This is a genomic window from Streptomyces sp. NPDC004788 (assembly GCF_053601115.1).
Genome location: NZ_JBSGBF010000054.1, coordinates 18,991 through 34,801 on the forward strand (window position 1 = coordinate 18,991; position 15,811 = coordinate 34,801).

The 15,811-nt window shown below is 71.9% G+C and carries 9 protein-coding genes; 4 read left to right on the forward strand and 5 right to left on the reverse strand.

Going from position 1 to position 15,811, the window contains the following annotated elements; translation table 11 throughout:
* Nucleotides 1-121 precede the first annotated feature (121 nt).
* Entirely contained in the window at nucleotides 122-2,875 is a 2,754-nt protein-coding gene (locus tag ACWEJX_RS22935) for a SpoIIE family protein phosphatase (RefSeq protein WP_451609300.1), read from the forward strand.
* A gap of 13 nt (nucleotides 2,876-2,888) precedes the next feature.
* Here the strand turns inward: ACWEJX_RS22935 and ACWEJX_RS22940 are convergent, their stop codons facing one another.
* From ACWEJX_RS22940 to ACWEJX_RS22960, 5 genes are all read right to left on the reverse strand, one after another.
* Nucleotides 2,889-4,838, reverse strand: coding sequence for a TPM domain-containing protein (locus tag ACWEJX_RS22940; protein WP_451609279.1), 1,950 nt, complete (start codon nucleotides 4,836-4,838; stop codon nucleotides 2,889-2,891).
* Nucleotides 4,839-4,901: 63 nt separating this feature from the next.
* Nucleotides 4,902-5,675 (reverse strand): succinate dehydrogenase/fumarate reductase iron-sulfur subunit, encoded by a 774-nt coding sequence (locus ACWEJX_RS22945; protein WP_451609280.1) that lies wholly within the window; start codon nucleotides 5,673-5,675, stop codon nucleotides 4,902-4,904.
* On the reverse strand, nucleotides 5,672-7,573 hold the full coding sequence (locus ACWEJX_RS22950) for a fumarate reductase/succinate dehydrogenase flavoprotein subunit (RefSeq protein ID WP_451609281.1): 1,902 nt from the start codon (nucleotides 7,571-7,573) through the stop codon (nucleotides 5,672-5,674). Before ACWEJX_RS22950 ends, ACWEJX_RS22945 begins: the two co-directional genes overlap by 4 nt.
* A 1-nt stretch (nucleotide 7,574) precedes the next feature.
* Complete coding sequence (locus tag ACWEJX_RS22955; RefSeq protein ID WP_451609282.1) at nucleotides 7,575-8,402, reverse strand: hypothetical protein; 828 nt, start codon at nucleotides 8,400-8,402, stop codon at nucleotides 7,575-7,577.
* A 38-nt stretch (nucleotides 8,403-8,440) separates the two neighbouring features.
* A complete protein-coding gene (locus ACWEJX_RS22960) occupies nucleotides 8,441-8,668 on the reverse strand; it encodes a hypothetical protein (RefSeq protein WP_451609283.1) in 228 nt (75 codons plus the stop codon).
* 262 nt (nucleotides 8,669-8,930) lie between these two features.
* Between ACWEJX_RS22960 and ACWEJX_RS22965 the strand changes: the two genes are divergently transcribed.
* The 3 genes from ACWEJX_RS22965 (at nucleotide 8,931) to ACWEJX_RS22975 (ending at nucleotide 15,659) form a co-directional block, all read left to right on the forward strand.
* Nucleotides 8,931-11,381 (forward strand): ABC transporter family substrate-binding protein, encoded by a 2,451-nt coding sequence (locus ACWEJX_RS22965; RefSeq protein WP_451609284.1) that lies wholly within the window; start codon nucleotides 8,931-8,933, stop codon nucleotides 11,379-11,381.
* Between the two features lie 304 nt (nucleotides 11,382-11,685).
* Nucleotides 11,686-13,587: a translational GTPase TypA gene (typA, locus tag ACWEJX_RS22970; RefSeq protein WP_451609285.1), complete on the forward strand. Its 1,902-nt coding sequence runs from the start codon at nucleotides 11,686-11,688 to the stop codon at nucleotides 13,585-13,587.
* A gap of 428 nt (nucleotides 13,588-14,015) precedes the next feature.
* The gene (locus ACWEJX_RS22975) at nucleotides 14,016-15,659 is read left to right on the forward strand and encodes a peptide ABC transporter substrate-binding protein (protein ID WP_451609286.1); all 1,644 of its coding nucleotides are present in this window, start codon (nucleotides 14,016-14,018) and stop codon (nucleotides 15,657-15,659) included.
* Nucleotides 15,660-15,811: the final 152 nt, after the last annotated feature.

Below are 15,811 nucleotides of genomic sequence, written 5' to 3' on the forward strand. Positions count from 1 at the left end.
GATCGTGAACGTCGTGCCGACCAGGGCCTTGGTGCTGAATACTGCGCACATGGCCGGTCCGGTGCGGTGAGCTGGAGGGGACGGTCGCGTGAGCGAGATACCTGAGACGGCGAGCGGTGTCGTGTGGCAGAGCAGCCCGCCCGGGTCGATCTATGACTTCATCCGGGTCGCCTCCTTCTCGATCGGTCCCGACGGGCTGGTCGACCAGTGGAGCAGGCGCGCCGTCGAACTCTTCGGGGTGACCGCCGAGGAGGCCAGGGGCAAGGATCCCGTCGACGCCTTCATGCCGCCCGACCTGCGCGAGCGGGGCCATCGCAAGGTCCGCGAGATCCTCGACGGCAAGGAGTGGACGGGCCTCGTCCCGTTCCGGATGCCGGGCGAACCGGCCGGGCCCGGCGGGCCGGGCGAGGGCAGACCCCACGGCATCGCCGAGATGTACGTGATGCCGAGCGAGACGCAGAGCGGCGAGCGGGCCGCGCTGTGCATCGTCGTCGACGTCCGCGCGCTGCGCCGGATCGAGACCGACCTCGCCGCCTCGCAGGCCATTTTCGGTCAATCCCCGTTCGGCTTCCTCCTCTTCGGCACCGACCTCACGGTGAAGCGCGCCAACCGGCGCTTCGCCACCGTCTTCGGCGGCTCCGCCGACGACCACCGCGGCCGGACCGTGGACGACTACCTGCCCCGTCCCGAGGCCGAGCGGCTGAACACCGCGCTCCGCAAGGTCCTGGACACCGGCGAGTCCGTCACCGACCTGGAGATCGTCGGAGCCGCGCCCGGCGCCAAGGACCGCCGCCACTGGTCCATCAACCTCTACCGGGTGCACAGCGGCACCGGCCGCCCGATCGGCGTCGCCGGCCTGGGCATCGACGTCACCCGCCGCTACAACGCGGCCCGCGAGGCCGCCAGCGCCCGCCGCAACCTCGCCCTGCTCAACGAGGCCGGCGCGCGCATAGGGAACACCCTCGACCTGGAGGCCACCGCCCGCGCACTCCTCGACGTCGCCGTCCCCGGCTTCTGCGACCTCGCCGCCGTCGACCTCTACCAGGGGCTGCTCACCGGCGACGAGGCCCCGCCGGGCCGCTGGGGCAGCTCCCACGACGTCGGCTACGGAGCCGGCAGCGCCGAGCTCCGCCGGGTGGCCGTCGCCAGCGCGATCGCCGACGCCCCGGCCGTACGCGTCGGAAGGCCGCGTACGGAGCAGGGCGCCGAGCATCGCGTCGAGCCGCAGGCAGGGCGCGGCGTCGAGCAGCGCACCGAGCCGCACGCCGGGGAGCCGCAGGTCACCGGTCCGGGTGCCGGCACCGGCGGCACCACCGGCCGCGTCCCCGGCCCCGCCGTCGATCCGGCCACCGGCTCGGGCGCGGCGGCCGCGCCGCTCCTCGGGGACGTGTGCTGCGACACCGGCCCCGTCGAGGTCGGCTCCGTGCACCGCTTCGCCTTCAACTCGCCCTGCGCCGGCGCCCTGCGCACCGGCCAGGTCCGCACCGTGCCGGGGCCGGAGGGCAGTCTCGTCCAGTCCACCCTGGTCGTGCCGATGGTCGCCCACGACACCGTCGTGGGACTCGTCCAGTTCTCCCGCGCCAAGGGCAGCGAACCCTTCGGCGAACGCGACCGCGCGCTCGCCGTCGAGCTCGCCGCCCGCGCCGCCGTCTGCATCGACAACGCGCGCCTCTACCGGCGCGAGCACGAGCGGGCCCTGATCCTGCAGCGCAGCCTGCTGCCGCCCGGCGACCCCGAGGCCGCCGGTCTCGACATCGCCTGCCGCTACCTCCCCGGCACCGTCGGCTCCGAGGTCGGCGGCGACTGGTTCGACGTCATCGAACTCCCCGGCCACCGCACCGCGCTCGTCATCGGCGACGTCATGGGCCGCGGCCTGCGCGCCGCCGTCGCCATGGGCGAACTGCGCACCGCCGTCCGCACCCTCGCCCAGCTCGACCTCGAACCCGCCGAGGTCCTCTCCCACCTCGACGAGATCGCCCGCGGCCTCGGCGCCCCCGCCGGCGCCCAGCAGTCCGCCCGGGCGCACCACAAGGCGCGCGGCCCGGAGCTCTCCGAGGTCTATCTCGCCACCTGCGTGTACGCGGTCTACGACCCGGTCACCCGGCGATGTACGTTCGCCAACGCGGGTCACCTCCCGCCCGTGCTCGTCGAACCCGGCCAGGAGGCCCGGTTCCTCGACGTACCGCCCGGGATGCCGCTCGGCGTCGGCGGCGAGCCCTTCGAGGAGGTCACCGTCGAACTCCCCGAGGGCGCGCTGCTCGCGCTCTACACCGACGGGCTCGTCGAGTCCCGCGATCATCCGCTCGACGAGGGTCTGAGCGCCTTCCGCAACGCCCTCGCCAAGCCCAACCGGCCCCTTGAGGACGTCTGCGACCACGTCCTGACCACCCTCGACACCCGGCACGGCGAGGACGACATCGCCCTGCTCATGGCGCGGATCCAGGGCCTGCCCAGCGAGGCCGTCGGCGACTGGCGGCTGCCCCGCGAGCCGCGCTCGGTCGGCCGCGCCCGCGAACTGGCGCGCGCGCAGCTCACCGCGTGGGAGCTGGAACCGCTCGTCGACACCGTCGAACTCCTCGTCAGCGAGCTCGTCACCAACGCCCTGCGGTACGGCGAGGGCGAGATCCGGCTGCGGCTGCTGCGCGACCGCACCCTGGTCTGCGAGGTCTGGGACGCGGGCCTGGTCCAGCCCCGGCGGCGCCGGGCCAAGGACACCGACGAAGGCGGCCGCGGACTCCAGCTGGTCGGCCTGCTCAGCGCGGCCTGGGGTTCGCGGCGCACCCCGCACGGCAAGACGGTGTGGTTCGAGCTGGCGCTCCCGGACGGGGACGGGGCCGCCGAACCGACGGTCGACCAGCTGCTCAGCATGTTCTGAGCGGCGAGGGGCGTCAGAGCCGGCCGCGGGTCGCCGGGCCGCCGAACGCGGCGGGACCGGCGTCGAGGACGATGCCGCCGAGCACCGCGCCGCCGGGCCGGTCGGCGCCGGAGCCCGCGGCGCCGTCGGGGTTGCCGTACCGCCGTACGTCCTGTTCGGCGAGGTCCTGCGCGCGCCGCGCCAGGGCGTCGGAGCGCTGGGCCTCGGCGAGGGCGGACGCCGGGTCGTCGTCGGCGCGGGCGACCGCCCGGTCCAGGCGGCGCCGGGCCTCGGCCAGACGGGTGCGGGCCTCGGCGCCGACCGCGCCGCGGCGGGTGGTGACGTAGGTGTCGGCGGCGCCGGTGGCCGACCGGGCGGTCAGCAGGGCCCGGTCCAGGAGCGCGCGGGCGCGCCCGGCGCCCGCCAGGGCCTGGTCGAGCGCGGTGTCGGCCTCCTCGACCCGGCGCAGCGCGTCCAGCGGGTCGTAACGGCCGGAGTCCACGGCGGCCCGGAGACCCATGAGCACGGACTCGGCCCGACCGATCCGGCTCCGAAGCTCCGCGACCCGGGGGTCCGTGGCCGGCAGGTCCCTGGACGGCACGTCCTGCCCGGTGTCCGGGAGCAACAGCCCCCGGGCGACGGCGGTGTGGGCGAGGTCGGCGTCGGCGCCCGTGGTCCGGCCTTCGGTGTCTTCGAGCGGCTTGCGGGCGTCCGTGGTCCGTCCTCCGGTGCCGGTGAGCGGCCTTCCGGCGTCCGTGGTCCGGCCGTCGGCGTCGCCGAGCGGCTTGCGGGCGTCCGTCGCCCTTCCTCCGGTGCCGGTGAGCGACCCGCCGGCGTCCGCAGCCCGGCCTACGGCGTCGCCGAGCGGTTCGCCGGGGTCCGGGACCCGGTCGTCGGCGTCGGCGTGCGGCACGTCTGTGTCCGCGAGCAGCGCGCGGGCCCCGGCGAGGTCGGCCTCGGTGTCGGCGAGGGCCGCGGTCAGTTTGCCGACCGCCTCGGCGAGCTCCTGGGCCCGCCGGTCGACCGCCCGGGTGAGCCGGGCGGACTGGTCGACGGCGCTTTCGGCGGCCCGGATCCGCGCGGCGGCGGCGGAGCGGTCGCCCTGGTGGAGCTCCTGGTGGGCCCGGTCGACGTGGGTGGCGGCGAAGGCGAGCCGGTCCTTGGCCTGTTCGACGTTGCCGGAGACCGGGGCCGCCGCCGACTCGGCGTACCGCTCGCGCATCGCCGTCAGGGCCGCCTCCGCCGTGGTGACCGCGCCCGTCTGCTCACGGAGCAGGGTCTCGACGGCGGCCAGCGCCTCGGGGGCGGTGCGTTCGAGGGCGCGCAGCCGGTCGAAGGCGGCGGCCTCGGCGTCGAGCCGGGCGTCCGCGTCGCCGCACCGCCGCAGGATCTCCTCCAGCATGGCCCGCCGGGTCGCGTCGTCCTCGGGCTCGGCGTCGTCGAGCTGCTGCCGCAGCCGGAACGCGGCCGTGAGCTCGTCCCGCGCGTGCGCCACGGCCTCGGTGAACGGCTTCGCCGGGCCGTCGCCGGACCGGGCCGTCGCGAAGCCCAGTTCCACCTCGCTGGTGCGTACGGCGTCGTCCGTGGCGACGAGCGCCCGCCGCGTCCGCCGGTCGAGCGCGATCAGGGGCGTCGCCGGCGGCCCGTGCGGCGTGCCCCAGCCGGCGCCTCCGGCCGCGGCCCCGCCCCAGCGCCCGCCGCCCGGCGTGGTCCGCGTCGCGGTCCTGCGCCGCCGCCGGACGTACGCGTACCCGGCGAACAGGGCCGCGCCGGCGAGGAGGGCCACCGGCAGGATCAGATACGTGCCGCTGGTGGCGTCCGGAACGGCGCCGCCGACGGACAGCTCCACCGGCGGATTCACGGCCGGGCCCGCGGCCGGGCCCGCAGCCCGTCCCGCGGCGTGGGCGCCGTGCGTGCTCGGCACGGTCAGCCACCACGCCGCCACGAGGATCGACAGCAGCGCCCGGGTGGCTCTTCGCGTCACAGAAGGGAGGTTATGTCCGGGATTGCGGGCCCGCGACCGGGGGGCGGGAGGCCGGCGGGGCCGCTACGAGCTCTTCCTCCGGCGGATACGGTCGCCCAGCCACACCACCGGGTCGTACTTGCGGTCCACCACCCGCTCCTTCATCGGGATCAGCGCGTTGTCGGTGATGCGGATGTCCTCCGGGCACACCTCGGTGCAGCACTTGGTGATGTTGCAGTAGCCGAGGCCGTGCTCGTCCTGGGCGGTGCGGCGGCGGTCGAGGCCGGAGTCGGCCGCCGCGTCGAGGGGGTGCATGTCGAGTTCGGCGATGCGCATGAGGAAGCGGGGGCCGGCGAAGACCGCCTTGTTCTCCTCGTGGTCGCGGACCACGTGGCAGGTGTTCTGGCAGAGGAAGCACTCGATGCACTTGCGGAACTCCTGCGAGCGGTCGACGTCCTCCTGCCGCATCCGGTACTCGCCGGGCGCGAGGCCCGCGGGCGGGACGAAGGCCGGGATCTCGCGGGCCTTCGCGTAGTTGAAGGACACGTCCGTGACCAGGTCGCGGACGACCGGGAAGGCGCGCATCGGGGTGATGGTGACGGTCTCGTCGCGGGCGAAGACCGACATGCGGGTCATGCACATCAGCCGGGGCCGCCCGTTGATCTCGGCCGAGCAGGAGCCGCACTTGCCGGCCTTGCAGTTCCAGCGGACGGCCAGGTCGGGGGCCTGGGTGGCCTGGAGGCGGTGGACGATGTCGAGGACGACCTCGCCGTCGTGGACCTCGACCGCGTAGTCGGTCAGGCCGCCGCCGTCGGCGTCGCCCCGCCAGATCCGGAACCGTGCCTCGTACGTACTCATGACTCCAGCTCCTCCTCGGCGAGGTACTTGGCCAGCTCCTCCTTCTCGAAGAGCGCGAGCAGGTCCGCGCGGATCGGCTCCGTCCGCACCCGCTCCAGGTCGATCCCGTGCTCGCCGGCCCGGCACAGCAGGTTCACCGGGCGCCAGGCGCGGTCCATCGACGGGTGGTCCTCGCGGGTGTGGCCGCCGCGGGACTCGGTGCGTTCCAGGGCGGCGCGGGCCACGCACTCGCTCACCAGGAGCATGTTGCGCAGGTCGAGGGCGAGGTGCCAGCCGGGGTTGAACTGGCGGTGGCCCTCGACGGCGACCCGGCCCGTCCGCTCGCGCAGCGCGGCGATGCGTTCCAGGGCCTCGGCCATCTCGCCCTCCCGCCGGATGATCCCGACGAGGTCGTTCATCGTCTGCTGGAGCTCCTGGTGGAGGGCGTACGGGTTCTCGGCGGCGTCCCCGAAGGCGCCGCCGTCGAACGGAGCGAGCGCCTCCGTGCGCGCCGCGGCCACCCCCTCCTCGCTCACCCCGACCTCGTCCACGGCCGCGGCCCTTGCCGCCGCCGCGTACTCCGCCGCGTGCAGCCCGGCCCGGCGCCCGAACACCAGCAGGTCCGACAGGGAGTTCCCGCCCAGCCGGTTCGAGCCGTGCATGCCGCCGGCGACCTCACCCGCCGCGAAGAGCCCGGGGACGCCGACCGCGGCCGCAGTCTCCGAGTCGACGGCGACGCCGCCCATCACGTAGTGGCAGGTCGGCCCGACCTCCATCGCCTCGGCCGTGATGTCGACGTCCGCCAGCTCCTTGAACTGGTGGTACATCGACGGCAGCCGGCGCCGGATCACCTCCGCCGGCATCCGCGTCGACACGTCGAGGAACACCCCGCCGTGCGGGGATCCGCGGCCCGCCTTCACCTCGGCGTTGATCGCCCGGGCCACCTCGTCGCGCGGCAGCAGCTCGGGCGGGCGCCGGTTGTGGTCCGGGTCCTCGTACCAGCGGTCGCCCTCGTCCTCCGACTGCGCGTACTTCTCCTTGAAGACGTTGGGGACGTAGTCGAACATGAACCGCTTGCCCTCGGAGTTGCGCAGCACCCCGCCGTCGCCGCGCACCGACTCGGTGACCAGGATCCCCTTCACCGACGGCGGCCAGACCATCCCGGTCGGATGGAACTGCACGAACTCCATGTTCACGAGCGGCGCCCCGGCGAGCAGCGCGAGGGCGTGCCCGTCGCCCGTGTACTCCCAGGAGTTCGACGTCACCTTGAACGACTTGCCGATGCCGCCGGTGGCCAGGACGACCGCGGGCGCTTCGAGCACGAAGAAGCGGCCTGACTCCCGCTCGTAGCAGAAGACCCCCGTGACCCGCCCCGCTTCGTCCTGGAGGACGCGGGTGACCGTGCACTCCTGGAAGACCTTCAGGCCGCTCTCGTACTCGCCGGTCGCCCGGTGGTCCTCCTGCTGGAGCGAGACGATCTTCTGCTGGAGGGTGCGGATCAGCTCCAGGCCGGTGCGGTCGCCGACGTGCGCGAGCCGCGGGTACTCGTGGCCGCCGAAGTTGCGCTGCGAGATGCGCCCGTCCGGCGTGCGGTCGAAGAGCGCGCCCCAGGTCTCCAGCTCCCACACCCGCTCGGGTGCCTCCTGGGCGTGCAGCTCGGCCATCCGCCACTGGTTGAGGAACTTGCCGCCGCGCATGGTGTCGCGGAAGTGGGTCTGCCAGGTGTCGTGCGGGTTGGCGTTGGCCATGGAGGCGGCGATGCCGCCCTCGGCCATCACCGTGTGCGCCTTGCCGAAGAGGGACTTGCAGATGACGGCGGTACGGGCGCCCCGGCGCCGTGCCTCGATCGCCGCGCGCAGCCCGGCGCCGCCGGCGCCGACCACGATCACGTCCCACGGCTGCCGTTCCACAGAAGTCATGTCAGAAGAACCTCGGGTCGTCGAACGCGCCGGTGGCGAGCAGGTACACGTACAGGTCGCAGACCGCGACGCTGATCAGGGAGGACCAGGCGAGGAGCATGTGGCGGTGGTTCAGCCGGCCCGCCCAGGTCCACAGCCGGTAGCGGACGGGATGCTTCGAGAAGTGCCGCAGCCGGCCGCCGACGATGTGCCGGCAGGAGTGGCAGGAGAGCGTGTACGCCCAGATCAGCACGATGTTGACGAGGAAGACGAGCGTCCCGAGACCGGCGTGCCCCCAGGCGTAGTGCTCGTCCCGGAAGGTCAGCACGGTGTCGTAGGTGAGGACGCCGGCGACCGGCAGCGCCAGGTAGAAGAAGTAGCGGTGGACGTTCTGCAGGATCAGCGGGAAGCGGGTCTCGCCGCTGTACGCGCGGTGCGGTTCGGCGACCGCGCAGGCCGGGGGAGAGGCCCAGAAGCCCCGGTAGTACGCCTTCCGGTAGTAGTAGCAGGTCAGCCGGAAGCCGAGCGGGAAGATCAGGATCAGCAGGGCGGGGGAGAGGCCCCACCAGCTGCCGAAGAGCGCCCAGTTGGGTCCGCCGCGCATCGGGACGCAGTCGTCCGCGAGGCACGGCGAGTAGAACGGCGAGACGTAGGGCGCGTGGTAGTAGTGCGCGTTCGCGAAGGCCCGCCAGGTCGAGTAGGCGACGAAGGCGAGCAGTCCGGCGGCGGTGGCGGCCGGCGCCAGCCACCAGCGGTCGGTGCGCAGATGGCGAGCGGCGAGGGAGGCGCGCCCCGGAGAGCGCACCCCCGTCGCCGTTCCGGTTCCTGGGGGTTCGGTACCTGTGGCCAACAGGGCCTCCTGGGGTCCGGCCGGTCGGTGACCTACTGCTACGGCGCGTGGCGGTCGGGGGCGCCCAGGCCCTCGTCGTCGGTGCCGGTCCACTTCTCGAAGTCGTACGGGGCGTCAGGGATCGTCACCATGCTCTCGGCGCGGCCCCCGGACGGTGGCCGGGGCGCGGCCCGTTCCGTCCCGACGCGGTGTTCCAGCTCCTCGACCGTGCGCTCCAGGTCCTGCAGACGGCGCTTGACGGCCGCCAGGTCGTCCTGAACGGACATGGTTGCCCTCACTTCCGCGAGCGACTCCGCCAGGGCGGGACTCACGCGAGTGTCGCGCGTCACATCCCGCTTGTGAAGCCGTGTGCACGTGATTCCACTCGTCCGGAGCGCCCCGGCGGTCGGGCGATTGGGCCGCACGAGTGGGCTTGGCCGGCCGTGCCGCCGTGTCGCCGTCACCGGATCCGCTCCGTCCTTTTCAGTGTATGAGCAATAGGTGTGATCATCTCCAAATGGCATGAAACAGGACGAAGGGGTACAAGTCATGGCCCAGGTCGGCGCCCCTCGCGGGAGGACGAGCTTCCGCAGCCCCCGCTCCCGCACCCTCCGCTCCGCCGCCACCCTCGGCAGCGCGGTGCTCGCCCTCGCCGTGCTGGCCGGATGCAGCTCGGGCGACAGCGGCGACGAGCCGCCGGCCGCCGCCCAGGACGACGCCCCGGCGACCCGCGACAAGGTCGCCGACGGAGGAACCCTGCGGTGGGCCGTCGACGCGCTGCCCACCACACTCAACACCTTCCAGGCCGACGCCGACGGCGCCACCGCCCGCGTCGCCGGCGCCGTGCTGCCCGCCCTGCACACCCTCGACGAGCGCGGCCGCCCCCGGCTCAACCCGGACTACCTGGAGTCCGCGCAGGTCATCGAGACCGAGCCCAAGCAGGTCGTGCTCTACAAGCTCAACCAGCAGGCGGTGTGGAGCAACGGACGCGAGATCGGCGCCCCCGACTTCGTCGCCCAGTGGCGGGCGCTCAGCGGCCGCGACTCCGCCTACTGGACGGCCCGCAACGCCGGCTACGAGCGGATCGAGAAGATCGAGCGCGGCAAGGACGACCTGGAGGTCCGGGTCACCTTCGGCAAGCCGTACGCCGACTGGCGCGCCCTCTTCTCCCCGCTCTACCCCAAGGAGGTGACGGGCTCCCCGAACACCTTCAACGACGGCGCCCGCACCGCCCTCGCCGCCACCGCAGGACCGTTCCTGCTGAAGGGCATCGACCGCACGGCCGGAGCCGTCACCCTCGTCCGCAACCCGCGCTGGTGGGGCCAGACCGCCAAGCTCGACTCCCTCGTCCTGTCCGCCGTGCCACGCGCCGAGCGGGCCACCGCGCTCGCCGCCGGCAAGCTCGACCTCGCCGACATCGACCGCTCCGCCGCCGACCGGATCGCGCTCGCGGTACGCGACGCCCGGGCCGGCCGCAGCGGTGCGCAGGCCCTCACCCACGGGCCCGGCTCCGCGATCACGCCCGCCGCCGCCCTGAAGTCCTGGGCGCTCGCCAACGGCTCCGACGAGGAGAAGGCCGCCGAGGTGCGGGCCGCCCGGGAGAAGAACCAGCAGGCCATCGCGCGGTACGCGGCGGAGCAGGGCGGCCTCGCGAAGTTCGTGGTCCGCAAGTCCCTGGAACCCGCCTACACCCAGCTCTCGCTCAACGGGGAGTCCGGTCCGCTCGCCGACGAGCGGGTGCGCCGCGCGGTCGCCCGCGCGATCAACCGCCAGGAGCTGGCCGACACCGTCCTCAAGCCGCTCGGCCTGCCGGCCAGGCCCCCGGGCAGCCACCTGGCGCTGCTCGGCCAGCCCGCCTACGCCGACAGCAGCGACGCGCTCGGCGAGCAGGACACCAAGGAGGCGCGGGCGCTGCTCGCCGACGCCGGCTGGGTGCCGGGCGGCGCGCTGAAGAAGCCGGCCGCCGGTACGAAGGCGGGCAGCGAGGCCGCCAAGAAGGGCGCCAAGGGAGCCACGGCCGAGGAGAAGAAGGCCGAGGAGAAGAAGGCCGACGACAAGAACGACAACCCCTCCGACGAGGGCCTCTACATCGTCGGTGACGACAAGCCCGGTGACGGCAAGCCCGGCGACCGCCCGGCCGCCGCCCCGCAGCTCGGCGCCACCGGCCCCGAGAGCGGCACGAACATCCTGGCCCCCGCCCCGTCCGCCGCCCTCCAGAGCGCCGCCCTGCTCCGCCAGGCCGAGGCCCTCGACACCGGCGTCGGCTCCCGGGGCAGGACGGAGAGCAAGGCCGAGAGCAAGCCCCAGGGCAGGACCGAGGCCCAGTCCCAGGTCGAGGCGCACCCGGCCAAGCCGGTCGCCGGCGCCTACGCCCCGCGCGGCAGCGCCGCCCCGGCCGCCCCCGCCGCCGTGGACGCCGCCGCGCAGGCGCTCGGCAAGGACGGCAAGGCGCTCAGCCTGCGCTTCGTGCTGCCGTCCGGGCCCGGCTCGGAGGCGCTGCGGGCGGTCGGCGACCGGATCGTGCGGATGCTGGACGCCGTCGGGATCCGTACCGAAGTGACCAAGGTCTCGGACGACAGCTTCTTCAAGGACCACATCGCCTCCGGCGACTACGACCTGGCCCTCTTCTCCTGGCCCGCGACCGCCTTCCCGGCCACCGACGCCCGGCCCATCTACGCCAAGCCCGAACCGGCCTCCGACGGCTCGCTGCTCGTCGAGCAGAACTACGCCCGCGTCGGCACCGACCGCATCGACCAGCTCTTCGACCAGGCCGCGGCCACCCTCGACGAGGCGGAGGCCCGCGACCTGGTCCGCCAGGCCGACGCCCGGATCTGGGCCGCGGCCGGCTCCATCCCGCTCTACCAGCGCCCCCAGCTGGTCGCCGCCAAGTCCGACGTGGTGAACGCCGGCGCCTTCGGCTTCGCCGCCCCGCGCTATCAGGACATCGGCTTCAAGAAGCCCGGGTCGGCGCAGGGCGCGGAACGGAACGCGCGGAAGTAGCGCATTACTCGAAAGTAGCCGAAAGTCAAAATCGCAAGCTCAGAAGCAGCTCAATTTCCTTGCCCGCCGGTGCCGCCGGCGGGCAGGATCTTGTTCGCCCCTTGACCCGGCAGCAGGACCCCGCTGTTCCCTCCCCACCCCCGCGCTCGCGCGCAAACCCCCTAGTAGACCCTCTCGGATCCCTCCGGGGAAGCCCCTTGCACGGCGGCCCCGTACCATGGGACATAGCCGTGGCGCGTCCGCCCGGCGGGCGTAAGAGGAACTGACGCCGATTCCCACGATCCGAGAGAAGCGCAAGCCACCCATGCCCACGCGCCACGACATCCGTAACGTCGCCATCGTCGCCCACGTCGACCACGGCAAGACGACCATCGTCGACGCCATGCTCAAGCAGGCCGGTGCCTTCGCCGCCCACCAGCAGCTCGACGACCGCATGATGGACTCGAACGACCTGGAGCGTGAGAAGGGCATCACGATCCTCGCCAAGAACACGGCGGTGAAGTACCACCCCAAGGACGGCGGGGCCCCGATCACGATCAACATCATCGACACCCCCGGCCACGCCGACTTCGGTGGCGAGGTCGAGCGCGGTCTGTCGATGGTCGACGCCGTCGTCCTGCTGGTGGACGCCTCCGAGGGTCCGCTGCCGCAGACCCGTTTCGTGCTGCGCAAGGCCCTCCAGCAGCGCAAGCCCGTCATCCTCTGCATCAACAAGACGGACCGCCCCGACTCCCGGATCGACGAGGTCGTCAACGAGACCTACGACCTGTTCCTGGACCTGGACGCCGACGAGGACCAGATCGAGTTCCCGATCGTCTACGCCTGCGGCCGCGACGGCATCGCCTCGCTGACCAAGCCGGAGGACGGCACGGTCCCGGCCGACTCCACCAACCTGGAGCCGTTCTTCTCCACGATCCTGGAGCACGTCCCGGCCCCGTCGTACGAGGAGGGCGCGCCGCTCCAGGCCCACGTCACCAACCTCGACGCCGACAACTTCCTCGGCCGCATCGCGCTGCTCCGCGTCGAGCAGGGCGAGCTGCGCAAGGGCCAGACGGTCGCGTGGATCAAGCGCGACGGCTCGATCCAGAACGTCCGCATCACCGAGCTGATGATGACCGAGGCGCTCACCCGCAAGCCGGCCGAGGTCGCCGGCCCCGGTGACATCTGCGCCGTCGCCGGTATCCCGGACATCATGATCGGCGAGACCCTGGCCGACACCGAGAACCCGGTCGCGCTGCCGCTGATCACGGTGGACGAGCCGGCCATCTCCATGGTCATCGGCACCAACACCTCCCCGCTGGTCGGCCGTGGCGGCACGGGCAAGGGCGCGGACGCCAAGGCCGCGGTCAAGGACCGCAAGGTCACCGCCCGCCAGGTGAAGGACCGCCTGGACCGCGAGCTCATCGGTAACGTCTCGCTGCGCGTCCTCGACACCGAGCGCCCGGACGCCTGGGAGGTGCAGGGCCGCGGTGAGCTGGCGCTGGCCATCCTGGTCGAGCAGATGCGCCGCGAGGGCTTCGAGCTGACCATCGGCAAGCCGCAGGTCGTCACCCGCGAGGTCGACGGCAAGGTCCACGAGCCGGTCGAGCGCATGACGATCGACGTGCCCGAGGAGCACATGGGCGCCGTCACCCAGCTCATGGGTGTCCGCAAGGGCCGCATGGACAACATGTCGAACCACGGCTCCGGCTGGGTCCGCATGGAGTTCGTCGTTCCGTCCCGTGGCCTCATCGGCTTCCGTACGGAGTTCCTGACCCAGACCCGCGGCACGGGCATCGCCCACTCGATCCACGAGGGCCACGAGCCCTGGTTCGGCCCGCTGCAGACGCGTAACAACGGCTCCCTGGTCGCCGACCGCGCCGGTGCGGTCACCGCGTTCGCGATGACCAACCTCCAGGAGCGCGGCGTCCTCTTCGTGGACCCGGGCACCGAGGTGTACGAGGGCATGATCGTCGGTGAGAACTCGCGCTCCGACGACATGGACGTGAACATCACCAAGGAGAAGAAGCTCACCAACATGCGCTCCTCCTCCGCCGACTCCTTCGAGGCGATCGTCCCGCCGCGCAAGCTCTCGCTGGAGCAGTCGCTGGAGTTCTGCCGCGACGACGAGTGCGTCGAGGTCACCCCGGAGGCCGTCCGCATCCGCAAGGTGAACCTGGACCAGCGCGAGCGCGCCCGCGCCGCGTCGCGCGCCAAGAACGGCTGATGAACGGCTGACAGAGCGGAAGCTCACATTCAAGGGCTCGGCCCCCGCACCGTGTGCGGGGGCCGAGCCCTTTTCAACTTTTCGTCAAGTTGGTTTGAGCGGGCGGACGTCCGGATATCGGTCGTCGCTCTCCGGAACGTGTGTTAACGGTCCGTTTCGTCGCTGTCTGTCTGTGCTCGCTTTGTCCGGATTTCGGTCTTCGGTGGCTTGGCGATGTTGTCAAAACGAGACCACTTAAGTGTGGTTTACAGCCCGGACGTACTTAATAGTTGGCTCCATTGAGCTCGGGTCAATGGGTCACGCACTGTGGGGAGTGCCGACTCACGAGCACACTCGAGGCACTTGGGTGCAACGCCGTCAGGGGTGTCGGCAGCGCACATGGAGTGCCTCTCTTGTAGTGACAAAAGTGGACTCATGAGGAGGAACCCATGCGCGGTGCCAAGAGCGCCAAGTGGGTAGCGGGCGCGATCGTCGTCGCCCTGGCAGCGACCGCCTGTGGCGGGGGTAAGGGTGGCGAGGGCGGCTCCGACGCCAAGGCCAAGGTCGACCCGAACGGGATCTTCTCGATCGAGCTCGGTGAGCCGGAGAAGCCGCTGTACACCGGTGACACGATGGAGTCGAACGGCTCCGCGGTCATGAAGGGCCTGTTCGCGAACCTGGTCGACTACAAGGCCGACGGTTCGCTCCAGATGATCAACGCCGAGTCGGTCACCACGACGGACTCGAAGACGTGGACCGTCAAGCTCAAGCCGGGCTGGACCTTCCACGACGGCACCCCGGTCACGGCCCAGTCCTACGTCAAGGCGTGGAACTGGAACGCCAACGTCAAGAACGCCATGGGCCTCGCGTCCTGGTTCGCCGACGTCAAGGGCTTCGAGAAGGTCCACCCCGAGGACGAGAAGGCCAAGCCGACCGCCGACACGCTGGACGGTCTGAAGGTCGTCGACGACAACACCTTCACCATCGAGCTGTCGAAGCCGGTTCCGTACTTCGCGCACAAGCTCGCCTACATCGTCTTCGCGCCGCTGCCGGAGTCCTTCTACAAGGACCCGAAGGCCGCGGGCCAGCACCCGATCGGCAACGGCCCCTACAAGTTCAAGAGCTGGGACCACAAGAAGCAGATCGAGGTCACCCGCTTCGACGGCTACAAGGGCCCGAACAAGGCGAAGAACGGCGGTGTGGTCTTCAAGAACTACACCACCCTCGAGGCCGCCTACGAGGACCTGAAGTCGGGCAACGTCGACGTCCTGCGTCAGCTCGCCCCGAAGGACCTGCCGGTCTACCGCCAGGACCTCGGCGACCGCGCCGTGGACCAGCCGTACTCGGCCATCCAGACCATCGCCGTCGCCTTCTACGCCGACCAGTGGAAGAAGCCGAAGCAGGTCGACCCGCGCGTCATCCAGGGTCTGTCCATGGCGATCGACCGCGCCACCATCACCAAGACGGTGCTCAACGGCACCCGCGAGCCCGCCACCGGCTGGGTCGCCAAGGGTGTCCTGGGCTTCCAGGAGAACGCGGCCGGCGACGTCACCAAGTTCGACCCCGCCAAGGCCAAGGAGCTCATCAAGGCCGGCGGTGGCGTCCCGAACAACAAGATCTCCATCCAGTACAACGCGGATGGTGGTCACAAGGAGTGGGTGGAGGCCGTCTGCAACTCCATCCAGCAGGCGACCGGCGTCCAGTGCGTCGGTGACGGCAAGCCGGACTTCCAGGCCGACCTGACGGCCCGTAAGACCAAGCAGGTCAAGTCCCTGTACCGCTCCGGCTGGGTGCTCGACTACCCGGTGAACGCCAACTTCATCTCGGACCTGTTCCGTACGGGTGCGGGCGGCAACCAGGGCGACTTCTCCAACAAGGAGCTGGACGCCAAGATCGCGGCCGCCGACGGGGCCAAGACCCTCGACGAGTCGGTCAAGGCGTACCAGGCCATCGAGAAGGACCTGGTCAACTACATGCCGTCGATCCCGCTCTGGTACTACAAGGTCAACGCGGGCTACTCGGAGAAGGTGACCGGCGTGGCGTACGGCCAGGACGGCGACCCGATCCTGACCGGCGTCGAGGTCAAGAAGTAATCACCCAAGCGTAGTCCGCTCGCCGAAACGCGGAGTTGACGGCTCGTCACCCACCCGGTCACGAACGTCACTCCGCGTCCCGGCGCCTTACGCAGTGGCTGGGGGGCCCTTCCACGACATCGGCATGCCCGGAAACGGGCATGCTGTCGAGG

Bases quoted from the DNA above. Each gene is read 5' to 3' on its own strand.
- ACWEJX_RS22975 (WP_451609286.1), top strand. From the start codon at position 14,016: ATGCGCGGTGCCAAGAGCGCCAAGTGGGTAGCGGGCGCGATCGTCGTC.
- ACWEJX_RS22960 (WP_451609283.1), bottom strand. From the start codon at position 8,668: ATGTCCGTTCAGGACGACCTGGCGGCCGTCAAGCGCCGTCTGCAGGAC.
- ACWEJX_RS22945 (WP_451609280.1), bottom strand. From the start codon at position 5,675: ATGAGTACGTACGAGGCACGGTTCCGGATCTGGCGGGGCGACGCCGAC.
- typA (WP_451609285.1), top strand. From the start codon at position 11,686: ATGCCCACGCGCCACGACATCCGTAACGTCGCCATCGTCGCCCACGTC.
- ACWEJX_RS22950 (WP_451609281.1), bottom strand. From the start codon at position 7,573: ATGACTTCTGTGGAACGGCAGCCGTGGGACGTGATCGTGGTCGGCGCC.
- ACWEJX_RS22965 (WP_451609284.1), top strand. From the start codon at position 8,931: ATGGCCCAGGTCGGCGCCCCTCGCGGGAGGACGAGCTTCCGCAGCCCC.